Origin of the sequence: Vitreimonas flagellata (genome assembly GCF_004634425.1) — a bacterium.
GTDB classification, from domain to species: Bacteria; Pseudomonadota; Alphaproteobacteria; order Caulobacterales; family Aquidulcibacteraceae; genus Vitreimonas; species Vitreimonas flagellata.
On record NZ_SBJL01000003.1, the window covers coordinates 380987 to 395658 of the forward strand.

Sequence of the window (14672 nt, forward strand, 5' to 3'; positions counted from 1 at the left end):
ATGCCAAAAGTTCTGATCAGCGATGAACTCAGCGAAGCCGCCGTCGAGATTTTTCGGTCGCGCGGGCTCGAGGTGGATTTTCAGCCGCAGCTTGGTCCCGATGCGGCGAAGCTGAAGGAGATCATCGGCAATTATGATGGCCTGGCCATTCGTTCGGCGACGAAGGTGAAGTCGGATATCATCGCCGCGGCGAAAAATTTGAAAGTGATCGGCCGCGCCGGCATTGGCGTCGATAACGTCGATATCCCCGCCGCCACCGCGCGCGGCATCGTGGTGATGAACACGCCGTTCGGCAATTCGATCACGACGGCCGAGCACGCGATTGCGCTGATGTTTGCAGCGGCCCGCCAACTCGCGGCGGCGGATGTGAGCACGCAAGCCGGCAAGTGGGAAAAGAACCGCTTCATGGGCGTGGAGCTTTACGCCAAGACGCTGGGCCTGATTGGTTGCGGCAATATTGGCGGCATCGTCGCGGATCGCGCGCTGGGCCTGAAGATGAAGGTCGTCGCCTATGATCCGTTCTTGAGCCAAGAGCGCGCGGTGCAGATCGGCGTTGAGAAGGTCGAACTGGACGAATTGCTGGAGCGCGCGGACGTGATCTCGCTGCACGTGCCGATGACGGAGAAGACCAAGAACATTCTCTCGCGCGAAGCTTTGGCTAAGACCAAGAAAGGCGTGATCGTGATCAACGCCGCGCGTGGTGGTTTGGTGGATGAAGCCGCACTTCGTGAAGCGCTGGAAAGCGGCCATGTGTCGGCGGCGGCGTTCGACGTGTTCACGGTGGAGCCGGCGAAGGAGAACGTGCTGTTCGGCGCGCCGAATTTTATCGCCACACCGCACCTCGGCGCCTCGACCAACGAAGCGCAGGAGAACGTGGCGCTGCAAGTGGCCGAGCAGATGAGCGATTATCTGCTGACGGGCGCGGTCACCAACGCGCTCAACATGCCGTCGATCACGGCTGAAGAAGCGCCGCGTCTGAAGCCGTTTGCGGCGCTTGCGGAAAAGCTCGGCGCATTTGCTGGCCAGATTGTCGATGACGGCTTGGAAGAAGTTGAGATCGAGTACGAAGGCGAAGTCGCCAAGCTCAACATGAAGCCGCTGACGGCTTCGACGCTCGCTGGCCTGTTGCGCCCGTTGCTGCAGGACGTGAACGTCGTCTCGGCGCCAGCGCTGCTGAAAGAGCGCGGCGTGGCGCTCACAGAAAGCGTGCGTGAAAGCTCGCCCATCTATGACAGCCTGATCCGGATCAAGGTGAAAACGGGCGGCAAGTGGCGTTCGCTCGCGGGCACGGTCGTGGCCGGTGCGCCGAAGATCGCCGAAGTGAAGGGGATGCAGCTCGAAGCGCCTTTCCATCCAGTCATGCTGTTCGTAAACAATTCCGACAAGCCGGGCTTCATCGGCGCGCTCGGCACCATGTTGGCGGACGCCAAGATCAACATCGCCACCTTCCACCTCGGTCGTGAAGGCGAGGGCGAAGATGCGATCGCGCTGGTCGGCGTCGATCAAATCGTCTCCGACGATCTGCTGGCCCGCATCAAAGCGCTGCCGCAGGTGCGTTACGCGAAAGTGTTGCGCTTCTAAGCGGAACTTGGCCGCCACGTCAGCGTTCATGCCCTCAGCCGCGCAGAGCCCGCGCGGCTTGAGGGGATGCTCTGATGAAGCTGAAGTTGTTTTGCTCGACGCTGTTGCTGGCTGTCGCGGGGATCGCTGCGCCGGCTTCGGCGAAGGTGGAAGAAATCCGCCTGGGGTATGTCGACAATATCCGCGACGATCACGGCGAGATCGTCGAAGGCAAGCACAGTGGCGGCAATGTCGAGTTCGAGATCGTGTCATCCTCGCCCGATTTTCTGAACATCATCGGCTCGCCGCGCCCGTATCTGATGGGCTCTTTCGCGACGAATGATGAGGGCGTGAATTTCGGCGGCTTTGGCGTGTTGTGGCGTTGGGAATTCGCCGATGGTTGGGCCTTGGAGCCGGGCTTCGGCTACATCATCCACGATGGCGAGATCGACAATCCATTTGCCGACGGAACGCCGGAAGCGGCGTCATTCGAGGCGGACAACCAATTGTTGGGCTCGGAAGATTTGTTCCGCACGACGTTCGCGCTGGAGCGTGAGTTCGGCGATCGTTTCGCGGCGCAGCTCTATTGGCAGCACATGAGCCACGGCCAGATCCTCGACAGCGGTCGCAACCAAGGCCTTGATTATGTTGGCCTGCGCTTTAGCTACCGGCTCGATCCCGATCCGGCAGACTAAGCTGCTTTTCATCGCCCGCCGCGCTGGCTAGGTTTGCCCGCACTTTCGGGGAGACAGAATCGATGCGGGGATATTTCGCGGGCGTTGCGGCGTTCGGTGCGGCGATGGCTCTTGCGCCGGCGGCGAATGCGGGCGTCGATGAAGTCCATGTCGGCGTGATGGCGCACAATATCTGCGTCACCAATTGCAAGAATGCCGACAAGGAAGACGGCCCGAACGTCGAGTTTCAGGTGTCGTTTGACTCGCCCGCGTTCCTCAATTGGGCCGGCTCGCCGCAGCCTTACATTTTGGCGTCGGTGAACGTCGCGGGTGAGACGAGCTTTGGCGGCGTCGGCCTTGAATGGCGCTGGGATTTTGCCGAGGGCTGGGCGCTGGAGCCGGGCGTCGGCTACGTGATCCATAATGGCGAGGTCGATAATCCCTACGCCAATGGCACGCCGGAAGCGGCGGAATTCTTCGAAGAGCACATTCTGTTCGGCTCGGAAGATCTCTTCCGCACCTCGCTCGGCCTGACGCGCGACTTCGCGGGCCCGCTCGAAGCGCAGGTGTTTTTCTCGCATTTGAGCCACGGCCAAATCATCGGTTCTGGCCGCAATCAGGGTGTCGATCAGCTCGGCGTACGCATCGGCTATCAATTCGGCGGCTGACGTCGCGCGCTGCGCGACCTAAGATGCGGCCAGCTCCAGAAGGGGGATGGCGATGGGGACACATCTACGCGCGCGGTTCGAGCGGCCTGGGCCGAAGCGCATTCTGGCGCTCGATGGCGGCGGTGTGCGCGGCTTGCTCACGGTCGGCATGCTGGCGGAGCTCGAGGCGCATTTGCGCCAGCGCTACAACAAGCCGGACATGCGCCTCAGCGAGTATTTCGATCTGATCGGCGGCACGTCGACGGGATCGATCATCGCCACGGGCTTGGCGCTCGGCATGAGCGTGTCCGAGATTTGGGCGCTCTACAAAACTGTTATTCCGAAGGTGTTTAAGCGCTTCTGGTTTCAAGGCGCAGGCATCTTCGCGCCGATGTTCGTGAGTGGGCCGCTGACGAAGGCGCTGAAGGGCGAGTTCGGCGGGCGCACTTTGGAGAGCGAAGATTTGCAGTGCGGCTTGGCCGTGCATTGCAAACGCATCGATACGGGCAGCGCCTGGATTCTGCTCAACAACGCGAACTGGAAATATTACCCGCACAATTCGGGCTTCCGCTTGCGCGACATCGTGCAGGCGAGTGCGGCGGCGCCGCACTATTTCAAAGGCGTGCTGCTCAACCTGCCGGCGCCCGGCGATGCGGATCGTTCGACGGCGGCGTTCGTGATCGATGGCGGCGTCGCAGGCTACAACAATCCGGCGATGGAATTGGCGATTGCCGCGACCGATCCGGCGTATGGCTTCAATTGGAAGCCAGGCAAGGACAATCTCTATATCCTCTCGCTCGGCACCGGCTTCTTCCGCGAACGGATGGACGCCAACCAATATCGGAAGAAGACGTTCGTCGGCCAAACGCTCAACGCGTTGCGCGGCATGATCAATGACGTGTCGTTGCAGCAGATCGCCTACATGCAGGCGATCTCGGAGAGCGGCGCGCGCTGGTACATCAATTCCGAGAAGGAAGATCAGCCGTCAGGCGCGTATCTCGCGATTGATCCGGTGCTGCACTATCAGCGCTATGACGCGCGCATCGAGAACATCGAAGAAAGCGCGCGGCGGCCGGAACACGCACAGAATCTGCTGGGCCGCGAACTCGACGCAGCAGAGATCAAGGCGATGAGCGAAATCACCAATGGCGACGCGGGCAATTTGGCGCTGTTGGACGATATCGGCCGCCGCGCTGGGCGGCATTTCCTGTCGGTGGCCGCGCCGCCGGCCAAGTTCGACATCTGAGCCGCGGGGCATAGGCGCGCAGGCTCGGGCTTTTGACTGCTAAAGCCTTGCGCCAGAAGGGGAACCGCGCCAATGAGGCGCGGTCAAAACACAACGCGGGCTGAGACGCCCGGCGAGGTAAACGCATGTCTGGCGTAGTGGTTGTCGGTGCTCAATGGGGCGATGAAGGCAAGGGCAAGATCGTCGATTGGCTGTGCAATCGCGCCGACGTCGTGGTGCGTTTCCAGGGCGGCCACAATGCGGGCCACACGCTCGTTGTTGGCGACACCACCTACAAGCTCGCGCTGCTGCCGTCGGGCGTGGTGCAGGGCAAGCTCTCGATCATCGGCAACGGCGTTGTTGTCGATCCGTGGGCGCTGATCAATGAGATCGAGAAGATCACGGCGCAGGGTGTTGCGATCACCCCGGACATGCTGGTGCTTTCAGATCAAGCCAGCCTCATTCTACCGTTCCACCGCGATCTCGACGCGGCGCGTGAAGCGCAAGCCGGCGCGGCTTCGATTGGCACCACCAAGCGCGGCATTGGCCCGGCATACGAAGACAAAGTCGGCCGTCGCGCCATCCGCGTCGCCGACCTCGCTGATCCCGAAGCGATTGATTGGAAGATCGAGCGCCTCACGGCGCACCACAATGCGCTGCGTAAAGGGCTCGATCTGCCGGAGATTGATGTCGCGGCGTTGAAGCAGGAATTGGCCGAAATCGCGCCGAAAGTGCTGCCGTTCGCGCAGCCGGCGTGGCGCGTGCTCGATGGCGCGTTTCAGCAATCGAAGCGCGTTTTGTTCGAGGGCGCGCAGGGCGTGTTGCTCGACGTCGATCACGGGACGTATCCGTTCGTGACTTCGTCGAACGTTGTGGCTGGCCAAGCGAGCGCGGGTTCGGGCGTTGGCCCTGGCAAGATCAGCTACGTGCTTGGGCTGGTGAAGGCGTACACGACGCGCGTCGGCGGCGGGCCATTCCCGACTGAGCTCAATGACGACATCGGCAAGAAGCTCGGCGAGATCGGTCGTGAGGTCGGCACCAATACGGGCCGCGCGCGCCGCTGCGGTTGGTTTGACTCGGTGCTGGTCCGCCAGTCGATCGCGCTTTCGGGCGCTGACGGCATCGCGCTTACGAAGCTCGATGTGCTTGACGGCTTCGACGAGATCAAAATCTGCACCGGCTATAAGATCGGCGACAAGGTGATCGATTATCTGCCGGCAAGCCTGAAGGATCAGCAGCGCGTCGAGCCGGTTTATGAAACGCTCGATGGCTGGAAGAAGACGACGCGCGGCGCGCGCTCGTCGAAGGATTTGCCGGCCAAGGCGATCAAATATATCCGCCGCATCGAAGAGCTGATCGGCTGCCCGGCTGCCCTGGTGTCGACCAGCCCTGAGCGCGACGACGTCATCCTGATGCGCGACCCGTTCAAGGCGTAAGCGGCTCCGGCTGCACACCTGACAAGAGAGCGGTTTGAGGCTCCCCTTGGCCGCCTTGAGCGGCTAGACTCGGCTTTGCGATTTGCGGAGGAGCCGAATGTCGGCAGGGGATGAAGAGCGCGGCGAAGGCTCGGGCAACCGGCGCTTTCATTTCGATGCCGAGCAAGCGCGCGCGGGCGCGCAAGCGGCGCTGCATAAATCTGAGTTCATCCTCTCGCGCGCGTTCGGATTGTTTCAGAACCCCACCAAAGAGTGGGAGCAAATTCGCGACGAGCAAACCTCGATCCCGAATATTCTGCTGGGCTATGTCGCGCCGCTGGCGGCGATCCCGCCGGTTTGCGATCTGATCGGCCAATCCTTGTTCAATGGCTTGCTCGGCGCCGACGCCGGCGGCGCTCTGATCAATGCAGTGGTGACGTGGATCGTCAGCATCGCCCTCGTGTTTTTGCTGGGCATCATCATCAATGCGCTCGCGCCCAATTTCGACGCCGATAAGAGCGAGATTTCGGCGCAGAAGGTGGCGGCGTATTCGCTGACGCCGGCGTTTCTCTCCGGCTTCTTTTCGCTGTGGCCGCCGCTCTGGTGGCTTTCGCTCTTCGCTTTGGCGGCGATGGTTTATCTGATGTATCGCGGCTTGCCGGTGCTGCTGAAGGCGCCGGAGGATCGCGCGCTTGGGTATGCCGCGAGCGCCACGGTCGCGGTAATGGTGGCGGCGATCGTGCTCTTCGCGATCGCGGCCGCGGTGACCTAACCTTCCTCGCGCGTACGTTGCTCTTGCCGACCGGCGAGCAGCGCGCCGCAATTTGCGTCTTCGGCGAGACCCGCGTCCACGAACGGTAGCACCGCCGCGAGCGGGGCTACCAGTGAGCCGAGCAATGCGGCGACGCCGCCTTGCCCGAGCGCGCCTTCCGCTTCCACGCCCACGCGCGGCGCCCGCAAGCTGCCTTCAATCGTGATCGGCGCTTCCAGACGCACCAGGCGCGGCTCTTTCGGTTCGCCTTGAATGCGGACCGACATGGTTTCGTCGCGCAAGCTGATCTGGCCTTCACCGCCGATCAGGACGTCTTTGGTGTCCACCACGAGCGTGCGCGTACGTGCGATGCCGTTTTGAACGCGGAAGCTGACGACGCCGCACCGGACATTGGTGGTGCTGTCGTCGTCGGAGAGCAGCAGGCCAAGGCCGCGGGTAACATTGATGCCGGTGAGTTCGGCGAACGCTTCGCGCACTTCGCCGCCTTGGGTGACAAGCACGATGTTGCCGTTCGCGTTGGCGGCGGCGTCGCGAACGGAGGCTCCCGAACCGCTAAATTGCGCACGGCCAGAGAGCGGGCCGGTGACGGGCGGCTGGCCGCTGAGTGCGATGATGGATTCGATGCGCGTGTTGGTGAGGCGTACATCCATATCCACGCGCGGCGTTTCATGGCGCGCATTGATGCTGATTGCGCCGCCGAGGCGGCCTCGGCTGAGTTCGAGCTGGAGCGGATCGAGGAGGAGCAAGCCTTCGTCAATCGAGACATCGACGAAAAGTCCGCGTAGCGGGAAGCGATCACTGCGGACGCGTGCGGCGCGATAGGAGACGCGCGCATCCATGTTGCGGACGCGGCTGATGTCGAGGCGCGCGTCGGGGAGGATGCGACCTTGCGCGGCGAGCTGCGCGGCGATGGCTTGTTGTTCGGGCGACGCGGTTTCGCGCGTCGATGGCGCGCCGCCGAGCACGGCGAGCAAATCGTCGAAATCGAGCGAATTGGATTGGAAGTCGCCGTCGAGCAAGAGGCGGCCATTGCGTTGGCGCGTGGCGGTGAAGGCGCCGCGTAGATCGCTATCGCCGACGCGGCCTTGCACGTTTGGCATGCCGTAACGCTGGCCGTTGCGCTCGACGCGGCCGGTGAGATTGTAAGGCGGCGTGTTGGGCAGTGCGAGGCCGATCAGCGGATAGAGATCCGCCAGATCAGAGCCGCGCGCGCGAATATCCGCACCCCACACGCCGAAATCGAACGGGCGATTGATCGCGCCATTGGCCTCGATGTGGGTGGCGCCAGCGTGCACCTCGGCGACGAAATTGTAGGGGCGGTCGCGGCGGACGTTTAGGAGTGGCGCACCGCTTAGTGCAATGGTGAAGGGGCGGCGATTGATGCGGCCTTCGCCGTTGAGTTCAAAACTGCCGGGATTGCTAGCGTCGGCGCTTTCCTGCGTGGTGAAGGTGGCGTCGAGCACCATGTTGCGTTTGTCGTCCTCGAATTGGACGCGGCCGTTGCGCAGCGCAAATTCGCGGATGGCGGGGAGATTGAATTGGCGGCCTCGGCCGGCGTTTGGGCCCGCGGACCAGTTGGAATCGCCCTCGGCGCTGCGATAGAGCGCGACATGTGCGCCATCGAGGTCGAGGCGGACGATGTCGAAGCGGCCGATGAAGAGCGGCAGCAGGCGTACGGAGACCTCTGCGTTCTGCACCTCGGCAAAGGCGCCGCGCTCATGAAAGCGTGCGGGATTGCCGATTCTGAGACCCTGCACATCGGCCTCGGGTGTCCACGACCACGGATTCACATCGAGATTGCCGCCAATGATGATCTGGCGCCCGGTCGCGGCGGAGGCGAAGCGGCTGATTGGGCCGCGCAGCGCATTCCAGTCTGCGAAAGTGAGAAACAGAACGAGCGTCAGCGCGAATGCGGCGACAATGCCGCCGGCCCAGATGCCGATGCGCGGCCAAGGTTCAGAGCTGACGCCTTCACCCACGCGCGCGCCGGCGCGCTTGAGCCAAGCGCCTGTCGCATTCGCGCGGGCTTTAAGCCGTGTGGTGAAGAAATTGAAAGACAATGCATTGTTCCGGTTCGATTTTTGAACGTTTGGTGGAAAATCGAGTTCCGGGAACTGCGCGACGCGCAATCGCGCTTAAGCTTGATTTCGCGCAACATTCGCGTGTCGCGCGCGTGCGATGTATCAAGCGGCCTCCTTCGACGTGACCCGAATGGCGCGAGCGTGCGAAGGCGCCACCCAAACTTGGTTCAATGCATCGGTTCCATTCGGAGAACCGCCATGACAGCAAAACGCAACGGCGCGCGTTCGACGCCGGATTTACTCGCCCCCCTCAATGCAACTTCGTTTGCCGCCTCGCAGCGCCTCGCGCTGGAAGCCGCGCGCTTTTGGGCGCGGCGCATGCATGCCTACGCGGATCAGATGGAGGCGTTGAGCAAATGCACCTCCGCTGACGATCTGATGAAGGCGCAGCGCGGATTCATCGACCGCATGCAGCAAGATTATGCCGAGGAGAGTGAGGCGTTCACGCAATTGCTGTCGTCGAGCGCGAAAGCCGACGAGCGGCCGGGCACATAGGGTTCGGCCCTCGCTGGTGGAGCGAGGGCCGAAGGTCGCGCCATGGGCGGAAGGCACGACTGGCGCGGGTCAGGGGGAGGAGCTGAACCCGCGCAAGGGACTTGGTGTTAGGCGTTGGCCTCTGCGAGAAGCCCACGCTCAGCTGCGACCTTCTTCATCGCCTTTTGCAGCTTCTCGAACGCGCGCACTTCGATCTGACGCACGCGCTCGCGGCTGACGCCGTATTCGACCGAGAGTTCTTCCAGCGTCGCCGGCTCATCCTTCAAGCGGCGCTCTTGGATAATGTGGCGTTCGCGTTCGTTGAGCTCGCCCATCGCTTCTTGCAGCAGCGTCATGCGCGCGTCGAATTCTTCGCTGTCGGCGAGACGCGTTTCCTGCGTGCCTTCGGCTTGGTCGTCGGCGAGCCAATCCATCCATTCGGCATCGCCTTCGCCGGCCGCGCCGCCGATCGGCGCATTGAGCGATGCATCGCCGCCGCCGCTCATGCGGCGGTTCATGGAGACGACTTCCTCTTCCGTCACTGCGAGCTTGTGCGCGATCGACGCAACATGCTCAGGCTTGAGGTCGCCTTCTTCGAGTGCGGCCATCTCGCCCTTCATGCGGCGGAGATTGAAGAAGAGCTTCTTCTGTGCGGCGGTGGTGCCCATTTTCACAAGCGACCATGAACGCAGGATGTATTCCTGGATCGAGGCGCGGATCCACCACATCGCGTAGGTCGCGAGGCGGAAGCCCTTATCGGGATCGAACTTCTTGACGGCCTGCATCAAGCCGACATTGCCTTCGGAAATCACTTCGCCGATCGGCAGGCCGTAGCCGCGATAACCCATCGCGATCTTGGCGACGAGGCGAAGGTGGGAGGTGACGAGCTTGTGCGCGGCTTGCGTGTCGCCGTGTTCCTGCCAGCTCTTCGCCAGCATGAACTCGTCTTCCTTGCTCAGCATAGGAAACTTGCGGATCTCAGAGAGATACCGTTGCAGTCCTTGCTCAGGGGACAGTGCGAGCGTCAGCGCTGTTGAAGCCATGATGTGTAGAACCCCTCATGTGACGGGCGGGTGGGCCTCACTCTCTTACGTACGAGAGGGCGGCTCGGTTGCCGTCACGCTTGCTAATATAGGAAGCGGTTCAGCAGTTTGAAGGAACGGAGGCGGCGCGCCCTATTCGGCTCGCACACCAGAAACTCACTACTTCCTAACGAATGGAACATAGCAAGAACTATCCGATTCGGCAAGCGAAACGAAATCAACCAATAGAATCAGCGCCATGAACATTCGCGAACGACCCCATAGGGATTGATTCGCGCTTACGGACTCGAGTTTGTTTCTTGCTCAGGACGGAAGGGCGGCGGACGGCATGGACCGCCCAATCCGCCTTCCTCGCAAACCTGCTCGGCGCTGCGCGATGGCGGGGGCGGGGGCGGGCCAATACGGATGCAGCCGCTGGGCGGGCAAGGCGGCATAACGATGGTCCGCTGCTCGGCGCGGGTGAAGGCGCGGTCGAGGTCGACGGGTTCCTCGGGCTCGAAATCGCCGCCGGTGGGCAATTGCGGACGACGCCAATCCTCTGGTCGAGGCTCGCGCGGGCAATCGGGTCGGCGGGCCGCGATGCGCGGGTTGGCGCAGCCAAGCATGTGGGAGAGCATTTGAGCGTCGACACTGGGCTGTGTTGGCGTTGGCGTGGGTGCGGCGTTCGGCGCGCCGGGCGTGGCGCGCTGAACGGTGGGCGCTTGCGGGAGACTATCGGGCGGCGGTGGGCGTATTTCGGTCAGCACTTCGACGCCAGCAGCGGGGCGCTCGGGGCTGATGAATGTGCGTGAACTCATGAGCAGCAGCGCCGCGAACAAAAGGCAAAACAGAACGCCGCCGCCGCGCGCCAATAGACGCACGCGCCAATCGGCCAATTGCTCAGAACGACCCAACCCCATCGCGCGCCTCACTGGCGCGACGAATGCGGCGGAACAATGCAGGTCTTATGGCGCCCTCGGATTGGCGCGACGAACGGCGCTTAGCTGCGCACTTTGGCCTGCTGGAAGGTCTCGATGAGCGCCCAGATGGCCAGTGCGGCGGTCAGCCCGGCGAGTCCCCAACGGAGGCTCATGTCAAACACCGAGAGATAGACCTGCGCCGGCGCGTCGCCGATTTGCATCCAGACGGCATGCACGCGCCCGTCGCCCGGATCGGCGCTACGCGGCAGCGATTGGAACATCCGCACTTCGTTCAGCGTGAAGAGCAACAGCGCAACCAACGAGGCGAGCAAGCGCTCGACATTCGCAAACAGCGTCATGGAATTTCCGCCCCAAACTTAACCGCGCGCGCAAGGTAACCTGGGTCGCCGACGCGCGGCAGGGAGCAAGTGCATGTTCCGCGCAGGAACAGGTGGATGTGGCGATCGGCTCAGCGGCGCTGCCGCGCGCCTGAGCATTTCGCGCGGTGGGCGAAGCGCTTGGTAATGTTCCCCCGTTTGCTGTTCACAGTGCCGACATAAATGGACCCTGGCCGGTGAAGGGTCGAAATGGGGGTCTTCATGCTTAGAACGAAGCGTCTTACGCGGGCTGTCACGCTCGCCATTCTCTTGTCCACGGCGGCGTTTGCGCCGTCCGCTTTCGCGCAAACTGCTTCGGACGAAGCAGGGCTTGAGGACATCTACGTCGTCGCCCAACGCCGTTCTGAGAATTTGCAGGACGTGCCGGTCGCGGCGAGCACGATTGACGATGAGCGCTTGAGCGCATTGGTCAGCGGCGGTGGCGATGTGCTGCAGCTCGCCGGTCGCGTGCCGGGTCTTAATGTGGAATCCTCGAACGGCCGTGTCGCGCCGCGCTTCTACATTCGCGGCCTTGGCAATACCGATTTCGATCTCGCGGCTTCGCAGCCTGTGTCGGTGATCATCGACGACGTGGTGCAAGAAAACGTCGCGCTGAAATCGTTCCCGATCTTTGACGTCGAGCAAGTTGAAGTTCTACGTGGCCCGCAAGGTTCGCTGTTCGGCCGCAACACGCCGGCTGGCATCGTGAACTTCCGCTCAGTGCGTCCGAGCGATGAATTCGATGCGCGCCTGAACGCAAGCTATGGCAGCTTCGGCACGTCGGTGCTGGATGGCGCCGTGGGCGGCGGTATCGCGCCGGGGATTTCGGGCCGCGTGGCGCTCTCCTATCGTCACCGCGACGATTGGGTGGACAACACTTTCGATGGCAGCGAACTCGGCGGCTACGATGATTTCGCCGGCCGCGCGCAAGTGTTGTTTGAGCCGACGCCGGAATTCAGCGCGTTGCTCAATCTGCACGGCCGCACCTATGAGGGCACCTCGACGCTCTTCCGCGCCAACGTGCTGACGACGGGCTCGAACGAGCTGAACGGCAATTTCGATCGCGACAGTGTTTCGTATAATGGCGGCGGAGGCAACAATCAGGCCTACGACCAACTCGGTGGTTCGGCGACGTTGAGCTATGATTTCGGCGGCCTCACGCTGACTTCGATCACGGGCTACGAAACGCTCGACGGCAATTCGCGCGGCGATATCGATGGCGGCGTTTCCGGCGTTGGTCCGGGCTTCATCCCGTTTGACTCGGACACGACCGACTCGATCGACGATCTGACGCAATTCACGCAAGAGCTGCGCATCGCCAGCGAAGCCGGTGCGTTCAATTGGCAGGCCGGCATCTTCTATTTCGACTCTGAGCTCACCGTGAGCACGGTCGGCGCGGGCTTCCCGCCGCTAACGACGCTTGAGCACACCAACACGTCGTGGGCGGTGTTCGGCCAAGTCGGCTACGAAGTGAACGATCGCCTGACGCTCTCAGCTGGTCTGCGTTACACCGAAGACGAAAAGGACATGGTGGGCATTCTCACCTCGATCCCGGTCGCGCCGGTGAACGTCTCGGACGAGCATCTGAGCTGGGATCTGAGCGCGGTGTATGAGGTCAATCCAGACCTCAATCTCTATGGCCGCGTCGCGACGGGCTTCCGTGCGCCGACGATCCAAGGCCGCGATGTCGCGTTCTTCAATCCGCCGTCTGTTGCGAACTCGGAAACGATCCTCTCGTACGAAGCCGGTGTGAAGGCTGACCTGCTCGACAATCGCGCGCGCTTGAATGCGGCGGTCTTCTATTACACGATCGAAGACCAGCAATTCTCGGCGATCGGCGGCCTCGGCAATTTCAACCAACTCGTCAACGCCGCTGAAGGCGAAGCCTATGGCTTCGAAATCGAAGGCGAGTGGGCCGCGACCGACAATCTCTTCCTGACCTCGTCGTTCAGCTACAATCACACAGAGATCAACGATTCCGATCTCGTGGTTGGTCCGTGCGGTTCCGGCCAATGCACGGTGCGCGATCCGGGCGACGGCTTGGGCAACGTCTTCATCGACGGAAACCCGTTTCCGCAGGCGCCTGAATTCACGTTCGACGTCACGGCCGAATACGAGCATCCGCTGGCCAGCGGCGCGTCGCTCTTTGTGGGCACGGATTGGACCGTGCGCGGCTCGTTCAACATCTTTCTCTATGACGCCGTCGAATACGAAACCGACACGCAATTCGAAGGCGGCCTGCGGGCTGGCTATCGCAGTGCGGACGGCCGCTACGAAGCGGCGGTGTTCGGTCGCAACATCACGGACGAAGAGAACGTGATCGGCGGCATCGACTTCAACAACAACACCGCGTTCGTAAATGAACCGCGCGTGATCGGCGTGTCGCTCAGCGCGCGCTACTAAGAGCTGGTCGGGCTGCGGCGGTTCGTTAGAGCCGCCGCAGTGCCGTCAGCAAAGCATCCATGTCCGCAGGCAGCGCGCTTTCGAAGCGTAATTCCTCGCCGGTGATCGGATGCACAAACCCCAACACAGCGGCGTGCAGCGCTTGGCGCGGGAAGGCGGCGACGGCTTCGGCGGCTTCGGCTGCGTGGGGGCCTTCGGCTTTGAAGGCGCGTTGCTTGCCGTAGAGCTGATCGCCAATGAGCGGGCAGCCCAGATGCGCGAGGTGCGCACGGATTTGGTGCGTGCGGCCTGTGTGGAGGCGGCACTCCAGCAGCGCGGCGGCGGGATGCCCCGCTGACACATCGGGCTGCCGCCCAAAGCTCTCGATCGTCCAATATTGCGTGATCGCGTGTTTGCCAGCTTCGCTTTTGGGATCTCGGACGACAACGTATTTGCGGCGATCTTCGGTGGAGCGGATGAGGCGGTTTTCGATCGTGGCCGCGCGCTCCTTAGGTGCGCCGCGCGTCACGGCGTAATAGACGCGATCGAGATCGTGTTTGGCGAAGAGTTTGGCGAGGCCCTGGTGCGCCGCGTCGTGCTTGGCGACGACAACGAGACCAGTCGTATCCTTGTCGATGCGATGGACGATGCCGGGGCGGGCGACGCCGCCAATGCCGGAAAGGCTGTCGCCGCAATGCGCGAGCAGCGCGTTCACGAGCGTGCCGCGCATCGAGCCGGGGGCTGGGTGCATGGCCATGCCGCTGGCTTTGTCGACGATGATCAGGTGTTCGTCTTCGAACACGACATTGATCGGCAGTGCTTCGGGCTGAGGTGCGGCCGGTTCTGGCGGTGGTAGAACGAGTTCGTAGCGGGCGCCCGCGCGGGGCTTGTCCTTCGCGTGCGTCACCGGCGCGCCATCCACGCTGAGTTTACCGGCGCCAATCAAGCCTTGTACGCGCGAGCGGGAGAGGTCCGGCCAGAGCTTGCCCAGCCACGCATCAACGCGATCGCCGGCGTCTTCAGGGGCGATCGCTTCTCGGACCTCGCCTGTCTCAAAATCTTCGTCGTGGTCGGACATTTGGCCCCTCAATAGCGACTTGCGCGGGCAGGGCCAGCCCCCATA

Annotated in this window: 13 protein-coding genes; 8 read left to right on the plus strand and 5 right to left on the minus strand. The window is 62.6% G+C overall.

Going from position 1 to position 14672, the window contains the following annotated elements; genetic code table 11:
* The 6 genes from serA to EPJ54_RS14755 all read left to right on the plus strand — a co-directional run bounded on the left by serA (position 1) and on the right by EPJ54_RS14755 (position 6293).
* Positions 1-1581 (plus strand): phosphoglycerate dehydrogenase, encoded by a 1581-nt coding sequence (serA, locus tag EPJ54_RS14730; RefSeq protein WP_135212490.1) that lies wholly within the window; start codon positions 1-3, stop codon positions 1579-1581.
* Between the two features lie 74 nt (positions 1582-1655).
* Positions 1656-2255: an acyloxyacyl hydrolase gene (locus EPJ54_RS14735; RefSeq protein ID WP_135212491.1), complete on the plus strand. Its 600-nt coding sequence runs from the start codon at positions 1656-1658 to the stop codon at positions 2253-2255.
* Positions 2256-2317: 62 nt separating this feature from the next.
* Positions 2318-2902, plus strand: coding sequence for an acyloxyacyl hydrolase (locus EPJ54_RS14740; RefSeq protein WP_239590954.1), 585 nt, complete (start codon positions 2318-2320; stop codon positions 2900-2902).
* Between the two features lie 52 nt (positions 2903-2954).
* Positions 2955-4127, plus strand: coding sequence for a patatin-like phospholipase family protein (locus EPJ54_RS14745; protein ID WP_167755752.1), 1173 nt, complete (start codon positions 2955-2957; stop codon positions 4125-4127).
* Between the two features lie 125 nt (positions 4128-4252).
* Entirely contained in the window at positions 4253-5542 is a 1290-nt protein-coding gene (locus tag EPJ54_RS14750) for an adenylosuccinate synthase (protein WP_135212493.1), read from the plus strand.
* Between the two features lie 97 nt (positions 5543-5639).
* Positions 5640-6293: a Yip1 family protein gene (locus EPJ54_RS14755; RefSeq protein ID WP_135212494.1), complete on the plus strand. Its 654-nt coding sequence runs from the start codon at positions 5640-5642 to the stop codon at positions 6291-6293.
* Here EPJ54_RS14755 and EPJ54_RS14760 read toward each other — a convergent pair.
* The gene (locus tag EPJ54_RS14760; RefSeq protein ID WP_167755753.1) at positions 6290-8353 is read right to left on the minus strand and encodes an AsmA family protein; all 2064 of its coding nucleotides are present in this window, start codon (positions 8351-8353) and stop codon (positions 6290-6292) included. The two genes, EPJ54_RS14755 and EPJ54_RS14760, sit on opposite strands and share 4 nt — an antisense overlap.
* A 219-nt stretch (positions 8354-8572) precedes the next feature.
* Here EPJ54_RS14760 and EPJ54_RS14765 point away from each other — a divergent pair, with 219 nt between their 5' ends.
* On the plus strand, positions 8573-8869 hold the full coding sequence (locus tag EPJ54_RS14765) for a phasin family protein (protein ID WP_135212496.1): 297 nt from the start codon (positions 8573-8575) through the stop codon (positions 8867-8869).
* Between the two features lie 107 nt (positions 8870-8976).
* On the opposite strand, the gene rpoH is transcribed toward EPJ54_RS14765, so the two are convergent.
* From rpoH to EPJ54_RS14780, 3 genes are all read right to left on the minus strand, one after another.
* The gene (rpoH, locus tag EPJ54_RS14770) at positions 8977-9891 is read right to left on the minus strand and encodes an RNA polymerase sigma factor RpoH (protein ID WP_135212497.1); all 915 of its coding nucleotides are present in this window, start codon (positions 9889-9891) and stop codon (positions 8977-8979) included.
* 278 nt (positions 9892-10169) lie between these two features.
* Positions 10170-10790, minus strand: a complete 621-nt coding sequence (locus tag EPJ54_RS14775; protein WP_135212498.1) for a hypothetical protein — start codon at positions 10788-10790, stop codon at positions 10170-10172.
* A gap of 80 nt (positions 10791-10870) precedes the next feature.
* Positions 10871-11149, minus strand: coding sequence for a hypothetical protein (locus EPJ54_RS14780; RefSeq protein ID WP_135212499.1), 279 nt, complete (start codon positions 11147-11149; stop codon positions 10871-10873).
* Between the two features lie 240 nt (positions 11150-11389).
* On the opposite strand from EPJ54_RS14780, the gene EPJ54_RS14785 reads away from it, so the two are divergent.
* Positions 11390-13570, plus strand: coding sequence for a TonB-dependent receptor (locus EPJ54_RS14785; RefSeq protein ID WP_135212500.1), 2181 nt, complete (start codon positions 11390-11392; stop codon positions 13568-13570).
* Between the two features lie 25 nt (positions 13571-13595).
* On the opposite strand, the gene EPJ54_RS14790 is transcribed toward EPJ54_RS14785, so the two are convergent.
* On the minus strand, positions 13596-14627 hold the full coding sequence (locus EPJ54_RS14790) for an RluA family pseudouridine synthase (RefSeq protein WP_135212501.1): 1032 nt from the start codon (positions 14625-14627) through the stop codon (positions 13596-13598).
* Positions 14628-14672 lie beyond the last annotated feature (45 nt).